Source organism: Sphingomonas sp. Leaf28, from assembly GCF_001421685.1.
Classification (GTDB): domain Bacteria; phylum Pseudomonadota; class Alphaproteobacteria; order Sphingomonadales; family Sphingomonadaceae; genus Sphingomonas; species Sphingomonas aurantiaca.
Genome location: NZ_LMKX01000007.1, coordinates 157,614 through 178,389 on the forward strand (window position 1 = coordinate 157,614; position 20,776 = coordinate 178,389).

Genomic DNA, 20,776 nt, shown 5'->3' on the forward strand with positions numbered 1-20,776 from the left:
CATCCAACAAGGTCCGATGCTTTAAGAGGCTTTTTGATATAGCTCGGCACGTCGGAGGCATGTGATTTCCCGTCTCAGCCGCGGTCTTTCGCCTCGGTTCGATTACAGAAGATCTTCGATCCTGAACGGCATCTCGCGCAGCCGCTTACCCGTCGCATGGTGAATGGCATTGGCAATGGCGCCGGCACAGCCCGTCATGGCAACTTCGCCAAGCCCCTTTGCGCCAAGAGCATTGATCAGAGGATCTGGTCGATCGATAAAGCCGACGTCTATCGACCCGATGTCGGCATTCACAGGCACGACATAGTCGGCAAGATCGTTGTTCAGCCACCCGCCATAGCGCGGATCGACTTCGGTCGCTTCGCGGAGCGCCGCACCAATGCCCCAGATCACGCCGCCCCGAACCTGACTCTCGGCCGTGCGAGGCGAGATCACCCGCCCGCAATCGGCAATGCTGACGACGCGTGGCACGCGGACGCGGCGCGTACCCGGTTCGACATGAACTTCAACGAAGTGGGCAATGTAGCTGTAGGTCGTGAAGGTCGAGTAATCCGGCCCGACCAGCGCCATGCCGCCCTTGCGCAGTTTCGCCAGATCCTTCGGACCCTGGTCGACAGCAACATGCTCGACCTCGACCTGAAGCGAGGGACGCCGCACGGTCGCAAGCTGTCGGTGAAGATTGCCCGCCACCTGACGCCCCGCCAACAGCTCGGCCATGGCAGCGTTCAACTTGGCAGCCGCCTCTGCCGCTGCCGGCACGACACTCGCGGTGCCCCAGGATCCCGCCGTCGTGTGCTGAGGCGCTACACTGGTGTCGCCGATCGCGATCTCCAGTTTCAAAGGATCGATCGCCAGTTCGCGTACGAGAACCTGTTCGATGGTCGAGCGGATGCCCTGGCCCATCTCATGCCCTGCAGCCGCAAACCGCGTCATGCCGTCTGCGTTCACGCGCAGAGTGACGATGTTGGGATGGGCGGAGCCCGGATAGGCGCCCGATGCCACGCCCCAGCCGACCTGCGTGCCGTCGGGCAGCGTCATCGATCCAGGCTGGAGACTACGCCGTTCCCACCCAAAACGACGGGCGCCCTCCGTCAGGCATTCCGATAGATAGCAGGACGAGAGTTTCTGGCCGTGGATCGGATCGGTCGTGGCGCGGTGGCGCAGTCGGAAGGCGACCGGATCGACGCCGAGCTTGAGGGCAAGTTCGTCCACCGCGCTTTCGAAGGCAAAGCACGACGGATGCGGTGTCGGCGACCGCATATAACCTGGCGCCTGCGTATCGATCCGCAGATTGGCGGCGGTCCCGTGGTAATTCTCGATGCCGTACAGCATGGGTACGGACTCGTGGTAGTCGGGCGGAAACTGGCCTTCGCGCGATTGCTGCTGATCGGCGTCGTAGCGCACCGCGATCATCTTGCCGCTGGCATCCGCACCGATCTCGATCCGGTGACGGTTCTTTGGCCGGAAGGTCGCGTTATGGAAAATCTGCCCGCGCGGCAGGACAAGTTTGACCGGTCGGCCGAGCAGCATCGCGGCGCGGGCGACAAGGGCGGTCTGGCGCTGTGCCCCGCCACGCTGGCCAAAGCCCCCGCCGATCTGTGGGCTCTTTACCGTCACCTGCTCGGGCGTAAGGCGCATGTTGCGCATTACGGCACCCTTGGTGTTGCTGCTGCTCTGCGTGCTTTCGTAGATGGTGAGTTGCCCGTTCTCCCATACAGCCGTCGTCGACAGCATTTCGATCGGGTTATGGTGCTGTGGCGGTGAGACATAGTCCGCCTTGTGGCGGGTTACCGCGCGCGCCATCGCCTGCGTCGCATCGCCCGCTGTCACCGGTTTGACGGCTTCGCGCACCATCCCCGGCTGCTCGATGAGCGAGGTGAACGCGGGCGCTGTCGTGTAGGTCGGACGAATGGCCTCGGCGCCCTCGATCGCAGCCTCGAGCGTCTCGGCAACGACAAGTGCGACCGGCTGGCCGCGATAGGCAATGTCGGCCGTGAGCGTCGCAGGCGGGGGCGGTGCGCCAGGGGTCGCAGGGGGGGGCGGCAGAAAGTCGGTCGCGGTCAGCACGCGAATAACGCCCGGCACCTGCATCGCTGCATCGACCGACAGCGAGGCAATCCGCCCCTTCGCAATGATTGCCGGGACCTGCATGGCGTACAGCAGCCCAGCGACCTGATGGTCGGCGCCATAGCGCGCAGCGCCCATCACCTTCTCACGGGCATCGGCACGGGGACGGTTGGGGAAGGGGGCGGTCATGACCGGTTCCTCGCTGCGGCGATAGTCAGGGCATCGGCAACGGTCCGCGCGCCGAGTTCGATCTTGAAGCCGTTCTGCTTACCAGCTTTGGCATCGGCGAACGCGGCGTGCCCTGCCGCCAGTGCGGTTGCCGGGGTCAGAGGCTTACCAGCCAGCAGTGCTTCTGCCGCGGTCGCACGCCATGGCTTGGTTGCCACCCCGCCAAGGGCGATCCGAGCGCGCGTCACTGTGTCACCATCCATCTCCAACGCGACCGCTGCCGAGGCGAGTGCGAAGGCGTAGCTCTCCCGGTCACGAATCTTGTGATACGTCGAATGCCGGCCTGCCTTCGTCTTTGGCACGACGATCGCTGTGATCATTTCGCCCGGCTGCAAGGTGAACTCCAGATTCGGCGTGTTGCCGGGCAGACGATAGAGTTCGGCAATGGGGATAGCGCGGCTACCGCTGGCGCCCAGCACTTCGACATAGGCGTCGAGCGCGACGAGCGCGACGGGCCAGTCGCCAGGTGAGACGGCGGTGCATGACGAACTCTGGCCCAGCACAGCCTGGCCGCGGTCGAGCCCGCCGATTGCCGCGCAACCCGAGCCTGGCTCTCGCTTGTTGCACGGGTAGGTGTTGCCAACCGACGTTCCGCCCGCACCGTTGCGGAAATAGAGACAGCGGGTCCGCTGCAGCAGGTTACCGCCGACCGTCGCCATATTGCGCAACTGTTGCGAGGCAGCCTTCCACAAAGCCTCGGCGAGGACGGGATAGTCGCGCAGCACGACCTTGTCGGTCGCGACTGCGCTCATCGGTGCGAGCGCCTCAAAGCGTAGCCGCTCACCGTCCGTCTCTATTCCATCGAGCCCTCGGACCGCGGTGACGTCGATGAGGTGCTGAGGCTTCTCGATGTCGAGCTTCATCAGGTCATAGAGCGAGGTGCCACCTGCGATGTAGCGCGCACCGGCTCCCGCGGCTGTGAAGGCCTGGATTGCCGCTACGGCGCTTTCGGGTCGTGCATAGGTGAAGGGGCGCATCAGGCTTTCTCCCTTCCCGCAAACTGCTCGATCGCCGCAACGATGCCGACATAGGCGCCGCAGCGGCAGATGTTGCCGCTCATATATTCGCGAATGCGGTCCTTTGTTGTGGCGTTGCCTTCGCGCACGCACGCCACTGCCGCCATGATCTGTCCCGGTGTGCAATAGCCGCATTGCAGCGCGTCGTGATCGATGAAGGCCTGCTGCATCGGATGCAGCGTCTCGCCATCGGCAAGCCCTTCGATCGTTGTCACTGCACGTCCGTCGACCTTGGCTGCTAGCGTAAGGCAGGACGCTACGCGCCGACCGTCGACGTGCACGGTACATGCGCCGCACTGGCCATGGTCGCAGCCCTTCTTGGCGCCAGTCAGGTGCAGTTGCTCACGCAGGAGATCGAGCAGCGATGTCCGCACATCGATCTCTACCGGTACCGCCTTTCCGTTGACCGTCGTCCGGATCGCCAATCGGACGCCCACAGGCTTGGCCGCTGGCGCAGCGACTGCAGGATCGCCCTCGGAAATAAGCGTAGATGCGGTAAGCGCAGCAGTGCCACCCAGTGCGGTGCGCCGCGTCAGCGGCACGCCCAGCAAGTGATCCATATCAGCCATCAACATCTCTCCGGACGAGCGCCTGCCTCGCCAGGCATTCGTAGCCGAAACAGATGGTTAGCTAAAGCGCTCAGATGGGTCAGGCAGTCGTTGCTGCCATCGACGCTTGCGGCAGCTAAAGGGGCCAGCTCCGGAAGCTTCGCTTACATTCTCGGAGGGGTCTAACCACGTCGATATGCGACGCAGTTGTGAGAAGGGTACAACCCTGCGGGGCGTCTAAACTATTTCAGCTGGCTGTCCTTGCTCCCACGTCGGTTCATGCCGGTCGCCACGGGGCGGTCCCGGCCGCTCTGACAGGCTACGCAGGTGTGTACGCCCGGTAGCGCGCGTCGGCGCCCTTCGGGAATGTCGTCCCCGCACGAGGTGCAGGTAAGTCGGCTTTCACCCACCGGCATCTGGGCGCGGGCCACCAGAACTGCATCGGTAATGGTATCATCAATCTGGTCCTGCACCGCGCCGTCGCGGCTCCATCCACCGGCCACTTATCTTCTCCTGCTGTTGTCCCTCACCATGTAGGAACGGTTCGTACCCACGCCATGAATGTCGCATACCAGCCGAGACACAATAATTGCCCTCGGATTAAGAAGTTATGCGTCCAGGAACGATCCCAGAACGTTTCAAATGAATGAGCAAAACCCAATTTCCGCTTCGCTTCGACCCTAGTTTCGAAAACGTGCCGGATGACGAGGTGGAGACGCAGAGCGGCCTTACCGAGGCGATGCTGGCGATCCAGCGCAAGACGCACGCAGATACAGGTTATGCTCACCGGGCCGTACACGCCAAGGCTCACGGCTATCTTAAAGCCAAGTTCGAAGTCCTCCCCGATCTTCCGACATCTCTTGCGCAGGGACTGTTCGAGAGGGCTGCTACGTACGATACCATTCTGCGTTTCAGCACGACACCAGGCGACGTGCTCGGCGACAATGTTTCGACCCCGCGCGGGGTGGCGCTGAAGGTGTTAGGGGTAAGCGGAGCACGTTTGCCCGGAAGCGAAAGCGATACGACTCAGAACTACGTTCTCGGTAATATTCGCCATCGTTTCAAGTGGCAACTGCTGCCGGCTTTCTAAAGCAATTGAAGGTGTTGGCTGCTACGACGGGGCATGCCGAGCCGGTCAAAGAAGCGCTCTCTGTTATTTCGCGTATGACAAATGCTGGCTTGGAGAAGGTCGGGATGAAGTCGGCAACATTGACCACGCTTGCCGGCCAAGCAACCACCGAATTACTCGGTGACAGCTTCTATTCACAGGCAGCGATCCTCCACGGTGACTATTTTGCCAAGGTGGTTCTTGCACCCGTAGCGACCGAGCTGGTCGCGTTATCTGGCAAGGCCCTTGGTGTGTCCGGCCATCCCGACGCGATCCGCGGGTCAATCCAGCGTTACTTTGCCGCGCTTCCAGCAGTATGGGAGTTAAGGGTTCAGTTGGCGACGGACATCGAGGCGATGCCTGTCGAAGACTCCGCTACCGAGTGGCCCGAGGACGAAAGTCCTTACGTCGCGGTAGTCCGCGTTACTGCCAACCCGCAGCAGTCATGGTCAGAGGAACTGTGGGCTGAGATCGAAAGCGGATTAGCGTTCAACCCCTGGATCGGTTTGGCCGCGCATCGGCCACTGGGATCGATCATGCGTGCTCGGAAGCCTGCCTACGCTGCAGCTCGAGAATATCGTGGGCAAGCCAATGGCATCAGGATCGAAGAACCTTCTATTTTATAGGCGTTTTGCCCAGCTAGCTGGCAAGCTGGAGTTATGGTCGCTCTGGTCATGCTTCGGTGAACGATTTGGCTTCTCAAGCGGTTGGAAGGTCAAGGAGATTTATCAATGCGCGACGCTGACGGGACTTACGCAATCACGGGCGGTTGCCGCTGCGGGGGCATCCGATACCGCCTCACGAAGGCGCCGCTATTCGTGATGGCTTGCCACTGCACGGACTGCCAGGAGCAGACGTCGAGTGCCTTCTCGCTGGGCATGCCTGTAGACAAGGACGGCTTTTCGCACACGGGTGAACCAGTCGTCATCACCAAGACAGCCGAGAGCGGAAACGAGAGCCGCGCATATCGTTGTCCCACGTGCGCAGTGTGGACGCACACGACAACGGACGGAACTCCGGACACAGTCGTGGTGCGTCCCTCGACTCTTGACGACGCAGAGTGGGTCAAACCCGTCGCTCAGATCTTCGTGCGAAGTGCAATGCCTTGGGCAAAGCTCGACTTACCGCACAGCTACGAGAAGGAATTCGATGATCCGACCGAGATCGTGGAAACCTTCCGGTCATCGGGGATAATCGACAGACTGTCATGATCTGCCGCAGAAGATAAGTCTCGTGCCTCCCAAGTCCCGACTCATGGCGGCACAGGACAAATCACTATCCTGCTAAGGTGATCATTCGCGCTTCGAGCCTAACGAGACGAGGATGGCACCCAGACCAAACAAGGCAATGGCGCCTATCGCCACCGGATGGCGCTCCGCAGCCGTATAGAGGCTCGTACGTCGTCCAGGCTGGACTCCGGACCGTTCCTGGCCAAGCTGGTTCGGCTCGAAGATCGACGTCTCCGTCGTTTTCTTGGCTGTGGGATCCGACATGGCAGGTGCGAGTATACCGGAGAGTTTGTCGAGGATCGCTGGAAAGTGCGTGCCAAGCAGGACTTGGAGCCGTCCCATACCGCCTACTGTGATGTCGCGGCGAACGTGCTGCGCGGCGTCCAGGATTGCTTCCGCCACCAGCGTTGGATCGTAGACGGGCGGTGGGATCAGCGCTTCACCGTCGACATGGTTCGCCGCGTGCTGGGCGATGGGTGTGTCAATGCCCGCTGGCTTGATAAGCGTGATCGCAATCGGCAGTTTGTCGGCCGTGATCTCCATCCGCAGCGCATCGACGAAGCCCTTCACCGCGTGCTTCGAGGCCGAATAGGCGCTGAGAACTGGAGAAGGGAGGTCCGATGCGATCGACCCGATCGTGATGAGCGCGCCGCCCTTGAAACGCAGATGCTCGATCGCTGTCAGACTGCCGTGGACGGCACCGAAGTAATTGGTCTGAAACAGTCGGCGATGTTCGTCCAGCGGCGTGTCGATGAGCTTGGCGTAAATCGCGGTACCTGCGTTGTTCACCCATGTATCGATGCGGCCATAGCGAGCGATGGCGACCTTTGCGGCCGCTTGGACCTCCTCGATAACACCCACGTCCGCGACCGCGAAGATCGCGTCACCACCCTCGGCCCGAATGTCCTCGACGGCTTTCGCAAGTGCTGCTTCGTTGCGCGCAACGAGTACGACCTTGGCACCGCGACCAGCTGCCAGCTTTGCCGTGACCAGTCCAATGCCCGAACTGGCACCGGTGATCACGACGACCTGATCCGCGAGGAGTTTCAGTGAGACGGTCATGGAGAGACCTCCGTTTCGAGCAGCTTGTCGATTGTAATGGGCAGGCTGCGAACACGCTTGCCGGTCGCGTGATAGATGGCGTTGGCGACCGCCGCAGCCGTGCCGACGATGCCGATCTCGCCTAGTCCTTTGACGCCAAGCGGGGTGACTTCCGGGTCCGGTTCGTCGACGAAGATGACCTCGATGTCTTGAATGTCGGCGTTCGCAGGTACGTGATATTCGGCATAATTGTGATTGATCCACCGGCCCAACTTCACGTCTGCAAACGTCTCCTCGTGCAGTGCCATGCCAATCCCCATGACGACGCCGCCTAGGATCTGACTCCGGGCGGTCTTGGGGTTGATGATCCGGCCGGCTGCGACCGCGTTGACCACCCGGGTCACACGGACGACGTCCAGCTCTTCGTCGACCTTCACTTCGACAAAGACGGCGCTGTGCGTGTTGCGCGCCTTCTGCATCATGCTGATCATGCCGGAGATTCCAGGAGAAGCGGTCTCCTCCTCTTCAATTACGGTAAGATCCGCAGCACGCATCACCTCGGTGATCGACACGCGCTTGGTGACGTCGGACTTGAGCGACATATGACCGTCGGCAAACTCGATGTCATCGACCGACTTGGCGCCCCACAATGGCCGGCCCTCGACTTTGTCAGCCGCTTTCAGCAGTTTTTTGGCAACCGCCTGGCAGGCTAGCTGGACCGCCGCGCCGCCCGACGCCGCGCCCCACGAGCCGCCCTCGACCGGAGAAGTTGGCAGGTCGCTGTCGCCGAGCTTTGCCGTGATCTGATCCACCGGTAGGCCGAGCGTGTCAGCGGCTACCTGCGTCAGCACGGTGTACGTGCCCGTGCCGATGTCAGATGCTGCCGTCGCCACCTCAAGATGGCCGTTTGCAGTCAGCTTCGCGCTGGCGGCAGTTTTGCTGAATTGTGCGTCCCACATGCCGGTGGCGACGCCCCAGCCGATCAATTCCTTGCCCTCGGTCATTGATCGCGGTTCGGGGGTGCGCTTTGACCAGCCGAACTTGTCCGCACCTTCTCGGTACGCCTCGCGCAGCGCCTTTGACGTGAAGGGCAACTCGTTCATTGCGTCGATTTCCGAATAGTTGATCATCCGGAATTCAAGCGGATCGACCTTCGCCTTATACGCCATCTCGTCGACCGCGATTTCGAACAGGGCCATGCCGGTCGCCGCACCCGGAGCGCGCATATCCGCCGACGTGTAGGTATCGCGCGGCGCGATCGTGTATTCGCCGCCTGCGTTGGGACTGGCATAGTTCATGATGCCCCAGGTAACGATGTCCTCCATGTTGTTCTCGAACCGTGACGTCGACGTTGTTGCGTCGCCGTAGATCGAGGTGAACATGCCGGTCGTCTCGGCGCCAAGCTTGATACCATAGGTACATTCCGGCCTGTGAGCGTGCGTGAACATCTGCTGGCGGGTCATTACGACCCGCACCGAGCGCTCGAGCTTCTTGGCGGCGAGTACCGCGAGCTGCACCTGATATTGCGGCCGCAGCCCCGAGCCAAAACCGCCACCCACATAGGCGTTGACGACGCGAACGTCCTTCTTCGAAAAGCCGAACGCGCTGGCAATATAGGCCTGGACGCCCTGCGACCCCTGCGTCTTGTCATAGACGGTAATCTTGCCATCGCCGTGCCATTCGACGGTGGACGCATGCATCTCCATCGGATTGTGATGCTCGGGCGCTAAATGATAAGTCTCGCTTAGCTGCAGGGCCGAGGCTTTGAAGGCCGTATCGGGCTCGCCCCGGGTTTTTGGCGGATGGTAGGTGTTGCGCTTCTTCTTGGGCAAAAACTTCTCTTCGAGCGATGCCTCGAAGTCGATATTGTGCGCCTCGTTCTCGTACTGCACACCGAGCAGGCTGGCCGCATAGCGCGCAGCCTCGAACGTCTCGGCGAGAACCAGAGCGACAGGTTGGCCGCTGAACATGATCGTCCCGTCATGCAGAGCCTTGAACGGCTCACCTGGGATATTGAGTTCGTCCTTGTAGCTATGGTCGAACCATGCCTCCTTCGGACGGTTCTCATGCGACAGGATCTCGACGACGCCGGGCACACTGCGCGCTGCAGCGTCATCAAAGCCGGTGATCTTGCCCTTCGCGATCGCGCTAGAGACGATCACGCCGTAGAGCATGTTCGGGACGACATATTCAGCGGCATATTTGGCGGCGCCGGTGACTTTATCACGGCCGTCGACGCGGCTAAGCGGGGTGCCGATACCGACTTTCATTTGAGTTGCCATGTCGGGTTCCTTACGCGACGCGCTTGTCGATCTGGGATTGCGGGGTGCCTGCAGCGGCCTGTTCGAGCGCACGGACGATCGCCTTGCGGGCAAGCGCGACCTTGAAGTCGTTCTCACCCTGGCCGACGGCACCTGCAAGCAGAGCGCTTGCTGCCGTCTCAAACGCCTGGACCGTGGGGGCTTCGTTCTTGATCGCCTCTTCGGCCTGGCTGCGGCGCCACGGTTTGTGCGCCACGCCGCCAACCGCGATGCGGACGTCGGCGATGCGGCCGTTCTCCAGTTTCATCGCTACCGCGACCGAGACGAGTGCGAAGGCATAGGACAGCCGGTCACGAAGCTTCAGATAGGTGTAGTTGGTGCTGAAGTCTTCGGACGGTAGGTCGATCGCGGTGACAAGCTCACCGGGTTTCAAGGTGTTGTCGCGCCAAGGCTCGTCGCCCGGGAGGCGATGGTAGTCCTCGAATGCGATCGTCCGGTCACCTTCGGGCCCCGTGACCTGCACCTGCGCCTTTAGCGCTGCGAGGGCGACGCACATGTCAGACGGGTGCGTGGCGATGCAGGACGAGCTTGCGCCGAGGATTGCGTGGATACGGTTCACGCCTCCGATCGCACCGCAGCCTGATCCCGGCTCGCGCTTGTTGCACGGTGCTGCAGTGTCGTAGAAATAGTAGCAGCGGGTGCGCTGATTGAGGTTGCCACCATTGGTCGCGGCATTGCGGAGCTGCGGGCTTGCCCCTGCGAGGATCGCGGATGCTAGCAGTGGATAGCGCTGCTCGACCCGCGCGTCGTACGCGGTATCTGCATTGGTCGCGAGCGCACCGAGACGCAGTCCGCCATCGTCACGCTCGGTAATCTTGTGAAGATCAAGCCGGTTGATGTCGACGATGCGGGCAGGGCGTTCGACATTCTCCTTCATCAGATCGATCAGGTTAGTGCCACCAGCCAGGTAACGGACATGATCCCCCGATCCTTCACGGACTGCCTCGGCAACGTCTCCGGCGCGGGCATAATCGAAGCGGTTCATCGCGCTGCCTCCGTTTCGAGCACGTCCATCACTGCGTCGGTGATGTTCGTGTACGCACCGCATCGGCATAGATTGCCGCTCATGAGTTCGCGAACATCCTCGCGCGATTTGGCGCGGCCTTCGTTGATGAGGCCTTGGGCGGAGCAGATCTGCCCGGGCGTGCAATAGCCGCATTGGAATGCGTCACGCTCCACGAATGCGGCTTGCAGCGGGTGGAGTTCGCCGCCTGTTGCCATCCCCTCGATCGTGGTGATCTCGGCACCGTCGCGCACTACCGCGAGCGTCAGGCACGAGTTGATCCGCTTGCCGTCAATAAGGACGGTGCAGGCGCCGCATTGGCCGTGATCGCAGCCTTTCTTCGTACCAGTCAGATCAAGCTTGTCGCGAAGCAGGTCGAGCAAAGTTGTCCAGGGTTCGACCTGCAGAGCACGCTCTTCGCCGTTGATGGTAAGCGTGATCGGGAGGGTGCCTATAGGTTTGGCGGCATTCTGATGAGACGGGCGTGGGGGAGCAATGGTGGCCATGACGGATCCTCAGGCTGGAATTTGGCTGATATCGGCAGTGTTCTGTGCAGCGACGCCGTTCTCGCGATGACGGAAGTCGGACAGTGCCTTGTAGACCTGCAACCGCGCTCGCATCACCGAGCCCAGCGGGCGGTGCGCCGCCAGGCCATGCGCTGGGCGAAAGGTCATCACCTCGTCGAAATAACGGACGCGGTCGGCGCTGTATGCTTCCTGGCGCGGAATACGGATCGTCGCGACGGTGCGATACTGGCTGTCGTTTGCTGGCCATTCGACCGACGTATCTTCGATCGGCTGGCTTTCCGCGTTCGCCCAGAGCTGTACGCGGACCTCGAATACCGCGTCGTGCTCGCTGAAATACCGGACGGTGGCATGGCGAAAGCCATCCTCGTCCTCGTGCGGATCCAGCAGCCAGTCCTTCAATTGATCCTGATAGACCGAAGCCGGGAACGCCGCGAGCTTGGCCACGTAATCACCGTAGCGGACAGGCGCCTGGCTGAAATAGCTGTCGAACAGCGGGTGACTGTAAGGATGCCCGAAGAAGTCCGCCTTGGGGCTTGGCGTCGCCACCTTCGTCAGCACCTTGTTCATGTTGCGCGCGAGGCTGGAGACCGCGCTCTTGAACCCTTCCGGCAGCGGCGTCGCGGCACCGATCTGCTTTGCGTCGCGCAGGAAGCCTTGAGCGGTACCCGATGGAAAGGTTGGTCCGGTCGCGAACACAAAGTCCTGCGTATCGGCGTCGTGGCCAGGCAGCTTCTCCCCATCCACCCCGAACACCTTGATCGCCATCCCGCGGTGGGTGGACACGCGGTCGCCCAACGTCTCGCCGGGGCCCTGCGCGAACCGGATAGCGACCGGGTGCGTGCCGGGCTTGGCGAACAGGCCTTGCGCAAGTTCGGGGGGCAGGTCGTTCGCGATCGTCAGTTCGCCGGTAACGCATGCAGAACTCTTCGCGTGGCTCGCTCGAACGGCGTGGTGTTCTCGCTTCTCGACCGTCTCGGTCTGCTGGGTCATGCCCTTGATGATGCCGTCGATTGACTCCTGCTCGTCCGGCTGGATCGTCTCGATGTCGTCGCTATACCGCAGATATGCCAAGCTATGCCTCCCAGATCTCAATGCGAGAGGAAGGCGACGCGTGTGGACGCCTGCCACAGTCGCAAACAATCAGAGCGGTAACCATTTTCAGTACGGATGCGTTCCCGACAACCTACTGATCTCGCGCCGAAAGGCGCTGATTCTGAGATCGGCTATTTCCAGGATGAAATCGGAGAACTCGTTGAAGATCGGGGAGACTATCTCCGGTTGAAGGGTTTTAGAGCGAGCAGAGGAGATCGACATGGCGATTGAACAGCCGAACATTGGACCCGACGACGTTAAGCCGGAGCCGAACGACGCGGATAGCGCTGCGACCGTTTTAGACGATGCGCAGATGACCAAAACGCCTGGTGGTGGTGGTCTAGGCGGTGCCGATGCCGCGGACGCGTTGAGCGGATCGGGAAAGCTTAGTGGTGGTGCAACGCCGAACAGCCCTATCGATGTGCCAGTTCCCCATGGCGGTGGTGGTGACCCAACTCGCGAAGCGCAGCTCAGATCTTTGAACGATGGCCCCAAGGAGCCGCACACCAATCCGAACTAATCATCCTCGGATTACTTTCGAGGAACATCGCGCGGGGTCGGGTGGACACCCCAGCGCCTTCGGGACGTTTAATGTCTATGCATGATGATAAGACAGTCTGTCTAACGCGGCCGCGTTGTCTTCCCGAAGGTATGAAAGCAGCCGCCTCGAGGATCATCGATGAGCGCTGATCGTAATCTGACCGGGCGGCGCATCGTGATAACCGGTGCATCGAGCGGTATCGGCGCGGCAACGGCGGTGGCTTTCGCCAAAGCGGGAGCGCGGCTTGTCCTGGGGGCTCGTGGCAAGGACGGGCTGGACGACGTCGCGCAGCGCTGCGTCGAAGCTGGCGGCAGCGCATTCGTCCGTCCAGTCGACTGCACTGACGCAGGCGCAGTGGCCGTGTTCGCTGCGGACGCGCGCGATCTGCTCGATGGCATTGATCTGTGGTTTAGCTGCGAAGGCGTTGGTGTGCTTGGCCGGTACGAAGACGTCCCGATTGCGGATCATGCCCGCGTCGTCGACGTGAACCTCGTCGCCCACATGAACGACGTCCATGCAGTACTGCCGATCTTTCTCGCGCAGGATCACGGCACCTGGGTAAACATGATCTCAGCGGGAGGTTTTGTCGCTACGCCTTATGCCGCGGCCTATTCGGCGAGCAAGTTCGGGTTGCGCGGATTCAGTTCCGCATTGCGCGGTGAGGTGTCGAAGCGCCCGCATATCCACATATGCGACGTCTGCCCGACCTTTGTTGATACACCCGGCGTCGATCACGCCGGTAACTATACCGGCGCCCGGCTTTCGCTTCCCCCCGGTTCGCTCGCACCGGAGACGGTGGCGAAGGCAGTCGTGCGGCTTGCCACGCACCCTCGTAACCTTACCGCCGTCGGCGCACCGGCAATCGCATTCAAACTCGGCGAGTTCGCGGCGCCGAACCTGCTGGCGGCGATCATGAGCGGCTTTCTCGACTCCTGGTCGGCCCGTGCTGCCGACGGCAACGACAACGATGGGGTGTTGTTCGAACCTGGCGTCCCCGCCGGTCCAGATGGTGGCCGACGCGATCCACACCGGCGGCGCAAGCTGGCAGCCGCGGCTGGCGGTATGGCGGTTCTTAGCCTTGCGGGGGCCGGTGCCTGGCTCGACCGTCGCCGGTGATCGAGGACGAGCGCTATCTCGCGGTTCGCCCCTGGATACGGTTCCCAACGGACGCTGTGGGCGAGGATCCTAGGGGCTTGGTATTGCAGGGGCTTACCGCATGACCGAAGCGATCGAGTTGGGACTGTCGGCGCAGGCCTTCGACCGAGAGGATGATGGCGACGACCTTGGCTTCGACGCGCCCCCGCGTTTAGTCACGCACATTGATGAGGCAGCAGTAGGTGCACTGACCAGCCTGTACCGCGATGCGATCCCCGCTGGCGGGCGGGTGCTCGACCTCATGTCGAGTTGGGTGAGCCACCTGCCGGACGACGTCGCCTATGGCGAAGTAGTCGGCCACGGCATGAACGCAGAGGAACTAGCGGCCAACCCGCGCCTCGATCGCTGGTTCGTCCAGAACCTGAACGATGTGCCCAACTTATCCGAGGAGGACGCGCGCTACGATGCCGTACTGATCTGTGTCGGTGTTCAATATCTGCAACACCCCCTGGCGGTACTGCGCGAGGTTCGTCGTGTGCTGAAACCGGGGGGCCGCGTCATCATAAGCTTCTCGAACCGCTGCTTCCCAACCAAGGCCGTGGCGGTCTGGCGCGCTCTAGATACGCAGGGGCACGCCTCGCTTGTCCGCCTCTATCTGGAAACAGCAGGGTTCCGCGATGCGACGGCTTCCATACTCGCCGACGGTCGCCTGGGCGATCCATTGGTCGCAATAACCGGTCGCCGTTGAGGCTGTCGGAATTCCACCGGCAATGAGGGCGCTGACTCCCGGTTCAGTACCGTCGCGCCTGTTACAGGTATGTATCAGGCGCAACGGCAAGCCCGCGGTCAGGCCTCGACGCTGGCGGTTAAGGGTGGCGTCTGCTGATGTTGGACGACCAGCCAATCGTCGTGTCCACGCATCCGTAAAGTCGAGGTGCAATGTGCCTCGTACTTCTCGTCGCCGCTTGCGCAGCGCGCGGTGGATGCAACGACGATTAGGCCCTCTTGAGGTCGTGACACTCGTCGATCCGATAGCTCGACCGTATTCCAATCGGGCGTAGCTTTGACCGCATCCTTCGCTTCCTGCCCTTGGAAGACATAAGGCGGCCGGGGCAAGACCATGACGATCTCCTCGTCGATCCGGTCCTGGTAATGCTCGTCGCTGGCCTCCCATAGGCTTCCTTCGAATTCCCACACGCGCTGGTCGTCCATGCCGTCTCTCCTTCATGGCTCAAGCGCGGGACAATGGGGGAGGGTTCCGGTGTCTCGGCGCCATCGCGCCAAGATCGGCGGTTGGATGAGGCGCCTTGCCTTGGTGTCCAAGACTTTCAAATACAAACAAAGCGGCGGTAGCTAATTAACAATGACGCGCATGGGAACGTCCGCGTGCACCACTGGTTCGCTTGCGTAACAAGGGGATCGTGTATGGCCGGCACTACCGAAAGCGAACGGAGAGGCCACGACGCGGTCAGTCCCTGGGCTATCCCGGCGAAAGGCTGGAAGGACATCGTCCTGCGAGCGTGGAAGGAAGCAGGCCAGGATAACATCAGCCTTGTAGCCTCCGGCGTGGCTTTCTGCGGCGTGCTCGCCATGGTGCCTATGCTGGGCGCCGTCGTGCTGAGCTATGGGCTCGTTGCTACACCTGCTACGGTGATGAAGAACGTCCAGTCGCTGACGTCCGTCATGCCGACAGATGCTGCCAAGCTGATCGGCGAACAGCTGGCCAACGTTGTGACGACATCGGACGGTAAGAAGGGGTTCGGCCTTCTGCTTGCGCTCGGCATCGCGTTGTACGGCGCGATGAAAGGCGCAACTGCGCTTATTACCTCGCTGAATATCGCCTATGACGAAGAGGAAACGCGCAGCTTCGTCCGGCTGAACCTCATCGCACTCGCCATCACCGCCGGGGCGGTGCTTATCGCCATCGTCGCTATCATCGCGATAGCCGCAATGGGCAGTCTGGATACGCTGTTCCCCGCGGCCCCTGCCATCGTTCTCACAGCGGGCAAAATCGTTTCCTATGTGATCATGGCTGGCATGGGAGCGGCAGCCGCGGCGACGCTCTATCGCTACGCGCCCAATCGCGATGAGGCGAAGTGGACGTGGTTGACGCCTGGATCGGTGCTGACAACCGTGTTGTGGCTGGTCGTTACCCTTGGCTTTGGGTTCTACGTGGCAAACTTCGGCAGCTACGACGCTACCTACGGCTCGTTGGGAGCCGCGATCGTGTTGCTGACCTGGCTCTACTTGTCCGCCTACATTTTGCTGCTCGGTGCCGAGTTCAATTGCGAGCTGGAGAGACAGACCACGCAAGACACGACCAGGGGGCCTACTAAATCGCTCGGCGATCGCGGAGCGTATGCAGCCGACACGGTAGCTTCCGGACCGGAGATAGCGCCGCAGCCAGGACCAGGGCCGCAGCCCTCAAATGGTGACAAGGAGGTATCACGAGCCGCACCGTCTACGCCTTCACCTTTGCATGAGTACGCTGCCGGCCGCATGGTTGTGCGTGCAGCACGCGTAACCGGCCTGGGTAAAGTCGGCATTGTACCTACCGTCATCGTTACTGGCGGGCTTGTTCTCCTGCGACGCCGTGACAAGGCGCTTATGGGGGCAGGGCTGCTTGTTATCGGGGGAGGGCTTAGTTGGCTATCCGGCCGACCCGTTGACTCAGATACGCCCGAACTTCCTGAGTAATATTGCGCAGACAGCGCAAGCCTGCCGATCCAAGGTCCTAGCTCGATCGAAGGTGACCGGACCTATAGGTCCCAGCATCTGTTGGTACCGGTCACAACAAGGAAGCCGACATGAATCTCAATGACCTGCTGCCTGATGGTGGCATCGATGCACTCGCCGCCCAACTAGGCATACCGCGTGAGCAAGCCCAGCGCGGCGCCGAGGCGCTGCTGCCGTCGGTTCTGGGCGGCATGGGGAATAACACGACGCAGTTAGACGCCCATGTGAACACGCTTGGCGGCGCAGACCTTGCTGCGAACGTGTTGGGCAACGAGCCGACGCAGATCGATCGCGGTAATCAGATCCTCGGCGGTATCTTCGGGTCGAAGGACGGCAGTCGTGAGGTCGCCGACAACGCGGCGCAGAGCAGCGGCCTGGCGCCCGACCTTCTGAAGCAGATGCTGCCGATCCTGGTCATGCTGGTGGCAGGCCATCTGACAGGGCGCTCAGCCGGGCAGCAAGGTGGCCTTGGCGGGATCCTTGGATCTGTACTTGGCAGTCTGGGTGGCGCTGGAGTCGCAGGCGCTGCGCCCGGGGGCGGTCTTGGCAGCGGACTGGGGGGCATTCTTGGTTCGGTCTTCGGCGAGCGGCGATAGAGCCGTCCGGACATAAGACCGTCTTGCTCGATCAAACCTGCGGATTTGAGGTCCAGGAAAATCTCGTCGCCACGTGGCTACGGCACGGCGATACCATCGACGGCATGACTGGGGATCGGATGTGATGCGGAGACGAGGAAACAGGCGAGCTGGTCCTGTGGCAATTGTCATCTTCGCGATGATCGTGGCACTCGTCGTGACGATCTGCTGGCTCGCCGCGCGAGCCTTTCAGAAAGAGCCGAACGGACCACCGCGTGGTAGTCAGACGCTGCCAGTTCAGGCAGCGCAGGGGACCTTAGCTGCGACGCCTTCGAACGCTAGCCCAGCTCGCTAAATTGAGGACGGTTAAGCCAGCAGCCTAAGGCCGGAGGGGACCGCATGGGGTGCGGTCCCCTCCGGATCGGGCGCGTTAGTTGCGCAGGCTGTCGGGAACGATGCCGCCGTTATCGGCAAGCTTCTGCATCACTGCCTTGTGAAGGGCGATGTTCTGCTCGGCCGAGCCGTCGGCTGCTGCATGGACATTCAGCTCGGCAGCAAGTTCCTTGCGAGCGGTCAGACTGGAATCCAGGTCCAGCAGCTTCAAAAGATCGACAATCGAGCTCTGGTAGTTGCCGCCGCCATCTTTCAACGATGCCATCTCGCCAAGGACCGCACCGACATCGACGGACTGCTGAGCCGCTGCGGGGGCGGGCTGGGCGGTAGCGATCGGCGCGGCCTGTGGCGCAGCTTGGGGCGCAGCGGCGGGAGCCTGAGCCGGTGCGGCGGCCGGCGCCGCTTTGTGGTGAAAAACCTTGTTCATGATCGTGCTGAAGATGCTCATAACCGTGTCCCGATAAGGCCGGCAGCTGTGCCGGCAGACGGCTAGAACGAACTCGCTTCAGGATCGGTCCGGAGTTCGTTGCTCGTGCGGAACGGTCCTCAGGAGGCACGCGTTGAGCAGGCAGCGGTAATATGCGAGCAGATGGAGAGTATGATGAACTTTAAGACCCTGGCACTGGTGTCGGCAGCGGCCCTGTCATTGGCCGCATGCGGCAAGAAGGCCGACGATACGACTGCCGTCGATAACATCACCTACGCCAATACGACCGCCATGGACGTGAACGCAGCTGGTTCTAATGATGCGATGGCAGCACCCGCCTCCGGTGGACAGGCCTTCGTCAACATGGCGGCGGCAAGCGATGCGTTCGAGATTCAGACCTCGGAGCTGGCCATGACCAACGGCGCATCTGCTGCGGTAAAGAAGTTCGCTGGCCAGATGATCACCGCCCATGAGGGTTCGACTGCGAAGCTGAAGGCACTGACGGCAACGCTGTCGCCAGCTCTGACGCCCAACCCAGCGCTGAGTGCTGAGCAGCAGCAGAAGCTTGCCGATCTGAAGACCAAGCAAGGCACCGATTTCGACACCGCTTACGCAGCGGCCCAGGTCGCCGGGCATCAGCAGACGCTTGATACGCTGAAGGGCTATGCCGCAACCGGCGACGTACCCCAGCTGAAGACGTTCGCGTCGGGTCTGGCACCCACGGTCGCAGCGCATCTTAACATGGCGAAAGCGCTCAAGTCCTGAGGTAGCGTCCCAGACGATGAAGTATGAAGCCGAGAGGGACGCCAAGTGTGCCTTTCGGCTTTGCCCGTCCTGACGTCAGGACGGATACAACGAAAAATGCTTCGTGCCGGGCCTCGACGTGACCGATACGCGAGCCCCGGCAGGAAGGTTTCCGCATGAGCAGCCCCGACAATATTGCCGGCTACAAGGATGTCGTAACCGGTAGCCGCGAAGCGCCCGCGGACAATCCAGGTGCGGCTCAGATCCGCTCGGCCTCGGCGCCGGAACTCAAGACGCTGGCCGGCGTGGCCGTTGGCACGCTCGTCATCGCCGCCCTGTATTTCGGTCAGGAGGTGCTCATCCCGATCACCCTGGCAGTGATGCTTTCCTTCGTTCTCTCCCCGGTTGTCAACCTGCTGCAGCGTCTGCGTCTTTGGCGTGCACCTGCCGTGATCTTGACCGTCATCGCGGCTCTGGGTCTCTTGGGCCTGTTCGGCGCGCTCATCGGCAGTCAGGCCGCGTCGCTGACGGTGAACGCGCCGCAATACGCCCGCACGATCGAAGCAAAGGTCCAAGGGGTTCAGGGCTTTGCGGTCGCACGCCTTGCCTCGGTCACCAAGGAACTGGGGGGCAAGCGACCAACTGCCACACCTCGTGCGGCCACGCCGGCGCTGGCAACACCGTCGGCTCCGACGACGGTCGATCAACGCCGCCCTATCCCGGTAGAGATCGTCCAAGGCAGCACGTCGCCGTTCGCGATAGCACGTACGGTTCTCGAACCCATCCTGGGTCCGCTGGAAACGACGGTCATCGTCCTCATCGTGGCGATATTCGTCTTGATGCAGAAGGAGGATCTGCGCGATCGGTTTATCCGCCTGTTCGGATCAAGCGACCTGCACCGCACGACGCGCGCCATTGATGATGCCGGTCAGCGCCTCAGCAAGTACTTCCTCTCGCAGCTAGCTGTGAACACGTGCTTCGGCGTTGTTATCGCTCTTGGTCTGTGGCTGATCGGCATACCATCGCCGGCCATGTGGGGCGTGATGGCGGGTCTGCTGCGCTTCGTACCCTATATCGGGCCGTTCCTGGCAGCAGTGGCTCCTGCGGCGCTCGGTGCGGCCGTGGATCCAGGCTGGGGCATGGCGCTGGAAGTCGTAGCGCTCTTCGTGATCATCGAGCCGCTTACCGGATATGTCGTCGAACCACTACTCTATGGCCACTCGACAGGTCTTTCGCCTGTATCCGTGATTGTATCGGCGATCTTCTGGACGTGGCTTTGGGGTCCGATCGGGCTGATCATGTCCACACCACTTACCCTATGTCTGGTCGTCATGGGGCGTCACGTTAAGAGCCTGGAATTCTTCGATGTCCTGTTGGGTGACAGACCGGCGCTGACGCCTATCGAAAGCTTTTACCAGCGCATTCTAGCTCGGAACCCGGACGAGGCTTTGGCACAGGCGGAGATGCTTCTCGCTGACAGATCCCTCACCGAATACTATGACGGGGTCGTGCTTGAAGGGTTGAAGCTGGCAGTCGAAGACGAGGCGCGGGGGACAATCGATCGCGCCGGTGCGGCGCAGATGACCAAATCGATGATGTCCGTGATCGAGGACTTACAGCCAACGTCAGGGGCAGCAACGTCTGACACCATGGCAAAGGCTCAAACGGTCGCCTGCGTTGCGGGGCACGGTCCGTTCGATGACGCGGTAACTGCTATGCTTACGCAGTTGCTGGGGCAGCAAGGGGTGCACGCGAAGCGTATTCCCAATACCGCAGTGTCCCGAGATGCGGTGCAGACGTTGGATCTGACCGGGATTGATGTGATCGCCATCTCTTACCTGGAGGTGACCGGTTCGCCAGCGCAGTTGCGTTACCTTGTCCGGCGCTTGCGTGCCCGAGCGCCGAACGCTCGCATCGTCGTCGGCCTATGGCCGCAGGGGGAAGCTTCCCTCAGCGATGCGGCAATCCAACAGGCCTTGGGTGCGGACCGGTACGTAAGTTCGCTACACGACGCGGTGGAGAACATTGTCGGTTGGGGATTGTAGGCAAGGAAGCGTTGTACGTCACACCTCACTGTCGCGTGGT

The 20,776-nt window shown here is 61.7% G+C and carries 21 protein-coding genes; 10 read left to right on the top strand and 11 right to left on the bottom strand.

Translation table 11 applies throughout. From position 1 onward, the window contains the following. Positions 1–102: 102 nt before the first annotated feature. From ASE79_RS07305 to ASE79_RS20275, 4 genes are all read right to left on the bottom strand, one after another. Positions 103–2,256 carry a xanthine dehydrogenase family protein molybdopterin-binding subunit gene (locus ASE79_RS07305; protein ID WP_056414094.1) on the bottom strand — a complete coding sequence of 718 codons (2,154 nt, stop codon included), beginning with the start codon at positions 2,254–2,256 and terminating at the stop codon, positions 103–105. Continuing rightward, positions 2,253–3,272: an FAD binding domain-containing protein gene (locus ASE79_RS07310; RefSeq protein WP_056414097.1), complete on the bottom strand. Its 1,020-nt coding sequence runs from the start codon at positions 3,270–3,272 to the stop codon at positions 2,253–2,255. The genes ASE79_RS07305 and ASE79_RS07310 overlap by 4 nt, the downstream gene beginning before the upstream one ends. Further along, entirely contained in the window at positions 3,272–3,886 is a 615-nt protein-coding gene (locus tag ASE79_RS07315; protein ID WP_200910335.1) for a (2Fe-2S)-binding protein, read from the bottom strand. Before ASE79_RS07315 ends, ASE79_RS07310 begins: the two co-directional genes overlap by 1 nt. 215 nt (positions 3,887–4,101) lie before the next feature. Continuing rightward, positions 4,102–4,362: a DksA/TraR family C4-type zinc finger protein gene (locus ASE79_RS20275; protein ID WP_082445158.1), complete on the bottom strand. Its 261-nt coding sequence runs from the start codon at positions 4,360–4,362 to the stop codon at positions 4,102–4,104. A 143-nt stretch (positions 4,363–4,505) separates the two neighbouring features. Between ASE79_RS20275 and ASE79_RS21395 the strand changes: the two genes are divergently transcribed. From ASE79_RS21395 to ASE79_RS07330, 3 genes are all read left to right on the top strand, one after another. Then, a complete protein-coding gene (locus ASE79_RS21395) occupies positions 4,506–4,949 on the top strand; it encodes a hypothetical protein (protein WP_056414103.1) in 444 nt (147 codons plus the stop codon). After that, the gene (locus tag ASE79_RS21400) at positions 4,925–5,593 is read left to right on the top strand and encodes a hypothetical protein (RefSeq protein ID WP_200910336.1); all 669 of its coding nucleotides are present in this window, start codon (positions 4,925–4,927) and stop codon (positions 5,591–5,593) included. Before ASE79_RS21395 ends, ASE79_RS21400 begins: the two co-directional genes overlap by 25 nt. A gap of 195 nt (positions 5,594–5,788) precedes the next feature. After that, on the top strand, positions 5,789–6,178 hold the full coding sequence (locus ASE79_RS07330) for a GFA family protein (RefSeq protein ID WP_268796160.1): 390 nt from the start codon (positions 5,789–5,791) through the stop codon (positions 6,176–6,178). Between the two features lie 81 nt (positions 6,179–6,259). Here ASE79_RS07330 and ASE79_RS07335 read toward each other — a convergent pair whose 3' ends face one another. Genes ASE79_RS07335 through ASE79_RS07355 form a run of 5 tightly spaced genes read right to left on the bottom strand, consistent with a single transcriptional unit; the run spans position 6,260 to position 12,159 of the window. After that, positions 6,260–7,258, bottom strand: coding sequence for an SDR family oxidoreductase (locus ASE79_RS07335; protein ID WP_056414113.1), 999 nt, complete (start codon positions 7,256–7,258; stop codon positions 6,260–6,262). After that, complete coding sequence (locus ASE79_RS07340) at positions 7,255–9,519, bottom strand: xanthine dehydrogenase family protein molybdopterin-binding subunit (protein WP_056414116.1); 2,265 nt, start codon at positions 9,517–9,519, stop codon at positions 7,255–7,257. The genes ASE79_RS07335 and ASE79_RS07340 overlap by 4 nt, the downstream gene beginning before the upstream one ends. Positions 9,520–9,529: 10 nt before the next feature. Beyond that, positions 9,530–10,543: an FAD binding domain-containing protein gene (locus tag ASE79_RS07345; RefSeq protein ID WP_056414119.1), complete on the bottom strand. Its 1,014-nt coding sequence runs from the start codon at positions 10,541–10,543 to the stop codon at positions 9,530–9,532. Then, positions 10,540–11,067, bottom strand: coding sequence for a (2Fe-2S)-binding protein (locus ASE79_RS07350; RefSeq protein ID WP_056414122.1), 528 nt, complete (start codon positions 11,065–11,067; stop codon positions 10,540–10,542). The genes ASE79_RS07345 and ASE79_RS07350 overlap by 4 nt, the downstream gene beginning before the upstream one ends. Positions 11,068–11,076: 9 nt before the next feature. Further along, a complete protein-coding gene (locus ASE79_RS07355) occupies positions 11,077–12,159 on the bottom strand; it encodes a catalase family protein (protein ID WP_056414124.1) in 1,083 nt (360 codons plus the stop codon). Positions 12,160–12,400: 241 nt separating this feature from the next. On the opposite strand from ASE79_RS07355, the gene ASE79_RS20900 reads away from it, so the two are divergent. The 3 genes from ASE79_RS20900 (at position 12,401) to ASE79_RS07365 (ending at position 14,564) form a co-directional block, all read left to right on the top strand. Next, positions 12,401–12,700: a hypothetical protein gene (locus tag ASE79_RS20900; protein ID WP_156359595.1), complete on the top strand. Its 300-nt coding sequence runs from the start codon at positions 12,401–12,403 to the stop codon at positions 12,698–12,700. Positions 12,701–12,859: 159 nt separating this feature from the next. Next, positions 12,860–13,837: an SDR family oxidoreductase gene (locus ASE79_RS07360; RefSeq protein ID WP_056414128.1), complete on the top strand. Its 978-nt coding sequence runs from the start codon at positions 12,860–12,862 to the stop codon at positions 13,835–13,837. Positions 13,838–13,937: 100 nt separating this feature from the next. Further along, positions 13,938–14,564, top strand: coding sequence for a class I SAM-dependent methyltransferase (locus tag ASE79_RS07365; RefSeq protein WP_056414133.1), 627 nt, complete (start codon positions 13,938–13,940; stop codon positions 14,562–14,564). A gap of 98 nt (positions 14,565–14,662) precedes the next feature. Here the strand turns inward: ASE79_RS07365 and ASE79_RS07370 are convergent, their stop codons facing one another. Next, positions 14,663–15,028, bottom strand: coding sequence for a hypothetical protein (locus ASE79_RS07370; RefSeq protein ID WP_056414138.1), 366 nt, complete (start codon positions 15,026–15,028; stop codon positions 14,663–14,665). A gap of 213 nt (positions 15,029–15,241) precedes the next feature. Between ASE79_RS07370 and ASE79_RS07375 the strand changes: the two genes are divergently transcribed. Continuing rightward, a complete protein-coding gene (locus tag ASE79_RS07375) occupies positions 15,242–16,513 on the top strand; it encodes a YihY/virulence factor BrkB family protein (protein WP_082445159.1) in 1,272 nt (423 codons plus the stop codon). A gap of 110 nt (positions 16,514–16,623) precedes the next feature. Beyond that, positions 16,624–17,148, top strand: a complete 525-nt coding sequence (locus ASE79_RS07380; RefSeq protein WP_056414141.1) for a DUF937 domain-containing protein — start codon at positions 16,624–16,626, stop codon at positions 17,146–17,148. A 409-nt stretch (positions 17,149–17,557) separates the two neighbouring features. On the opposite strand, the gene ASE79_RS07385 is transcribed toward ASE79_RS07380, so the two are convergent. Continuing rightward, positions 17,558–17,968: a DUF3597 family protein gene (locus tag ASE79_RS07385; RefSeq protein WP_056414144.1), complete on the bottom strand. Its 411-nt coding sequence runs from the start codon at positions 17,966–17,968 to the stop codon at positions 17,558–17,560. A gap of 153 nt (positions 17,969–18,121) precedes the next feature. On the opposite strand from ASE79_RS07385, the gene ASE79_RS07390 reads away from it, so the two are divergent. Together ASE79_RS07390 and ASE79_RS07395 are read left to right on the top strand one after the other, a co-directional pair. Then, entirely contained in the window at positions 18,122–18,712 is a 591-nt protein-coding gene (locus ASE79_RS07390; RefSeq protein ID WP_056415681.1) for a DUF4142 domain-containing protein, read from the top strand. A 155-nt stretch (positions 18,713–18,867) separates the two neighbouring features. After that, entirely contained in the window at positions 18,868–20,736 is a 1,869-nt protein-coding gene (locus ASE79_RS07395; RefSeq protein WP_056414148.1) for an AI-2E family transporter, read from the top strand. Positions 20,737–20,776 lie beyond the last annotated feature (40 nt).

What these genes read in the sequence shown, in the direction of transcription:
- ASE79_RS07335 (WP_056414113.1), bottom strand. Translation starts at nt 7,258, where the DNA reads ATGACCGTCTCACTGAAACTCCTCGCGGATCAGGTCGTCGTGATCACC.
- ASE79_RS07345 (WP_056414119.1), bottom strand. Translation starts at nt 10,543, where the DNA reads ATGAACCGCTTCGATTATGCCCGCGCCGGAGACGTTGCCGAGGCAGTC.
- ASE79_RS07380 (WP_056414141.1), top strand. Translation starts at nt 16,624, where the DNA reads ATGAATCTCAATGACCTGCTGCCTGATGGTGGCATCGATGCACTCGCC.
- ASE79_RS07360 (WP_056414128.1), top strand. Translation starts at nt 12,860, where the DNA reads ATGAGCGCTGATCGTAATCTGACCGGGCGGCGCATCGTGATAACCGGT.
- ASE79_RS07365 (WP_056414133.1), top strand. Translation starts at nt 13,938, where the DNA reads ATGACCGAAGCGATCGAGTTGGGACTGTCGGCGCAGGCCTTCGACCGA.
- ASE79_RS07385 (WP_056414144.1), bottom strand. Translation starts at nt 17,968, where the DNA reads ATGAGCATCTTCAGCACGATCATGAACAAGGTTTTTCACCACAAAGCG.
- ASE79_RS21395 (WP_056414103.1), top strand. Translation starts at nt 4,506, where the DNA reads ATGAGCAAAACCCAATTTCCGCTTCGCTTCGACCCTAGTTTCGAAAAC.
- ASE79_RS20900 (WP_156359595.1), top strand. Translation starts at nt 12,401, where the DNA reads ATGGCGATTGAACAGCCGAACATTGGACCCGACGACGTTAAGCCGGAG.
- ASE79_RS07350 (WP_056414122.1), bottom strand. Translation starts at nt 11,067, where the DNA reads ATGGCCACCATTGCTCCCCCACGCCCGTCTCATCAGAATGCCGCCAAA.
- ASE79_RS07305 (WP_056414094.1), bottom strand. Translation starts at nt 2,256, where the DNA reads ATGACCGCCCCCTTCCCCAACCGTCCCCGTGCCGATGCCCGTGAGAAG.
- ASE79_RS07310 (WP_056414097.1), bottom strand. Translation starts at nt 3,272, where the DNA reads ATGCGCCCCTTCACCTATGCACGACCCGAAAGCGCCGTAGCGGCAATC.
- ASE79_RS07375 (WP_082445159.1), top strand. Translation starts at nt 15,242, where the DNA reads ATGGCCGGCACTACCGAAAGCGAACGGAGAGGCCACGACGCGGTCAGT.
- ASE79_RS07340 (WP_056414116.1), bottom strand. Translation starts at nt 9,519, where the DNA reads ATGGCAACTCAAATGAAAGTCGGTATCGGCACCCCGCTTAGCCGCGTC.
- ASE79_RS07390 (WP_056415681.1), top strand. Translation starts at nt 18,122, where the DNA reads ATGAACTTTAAGACCCTGGCACTGGTGTCGGCAGCGGCCCTGTCATTG.
- ASE79_RS07330 (WP_268796160.1), top strand. Translation starts at nt 5,789, where the DNA reads ATGGCTTGCCACTGCACGGACTGCCAGGAGCAGACGTCGAGTGCCTTC.
- ASE79_RS07315 (WP_200910335.1), bottom strand. Translation starts at nt 3,886, where the DNA reads ATGTTGATGGCTGATATGGATCACTTGCTGGGCGTGCCGCTGACGCGG.
- ASE79_RS07370 (WP_056414138.1), bottom strand. Translation starts at nt 15,028, where the DNA reads ATGGACGACCAGCGCGTGTGGGAATTCGAAGGAAGCCTATGGGAGGCC.
- ASE79_RS07395 (WP_056414148.1), top strand. Translation starts at nt 18,868, where the DNA reads ATGAGCAGCCCCGACAATATTGCCGGCTACAAGGATGTCGTAACCGGT.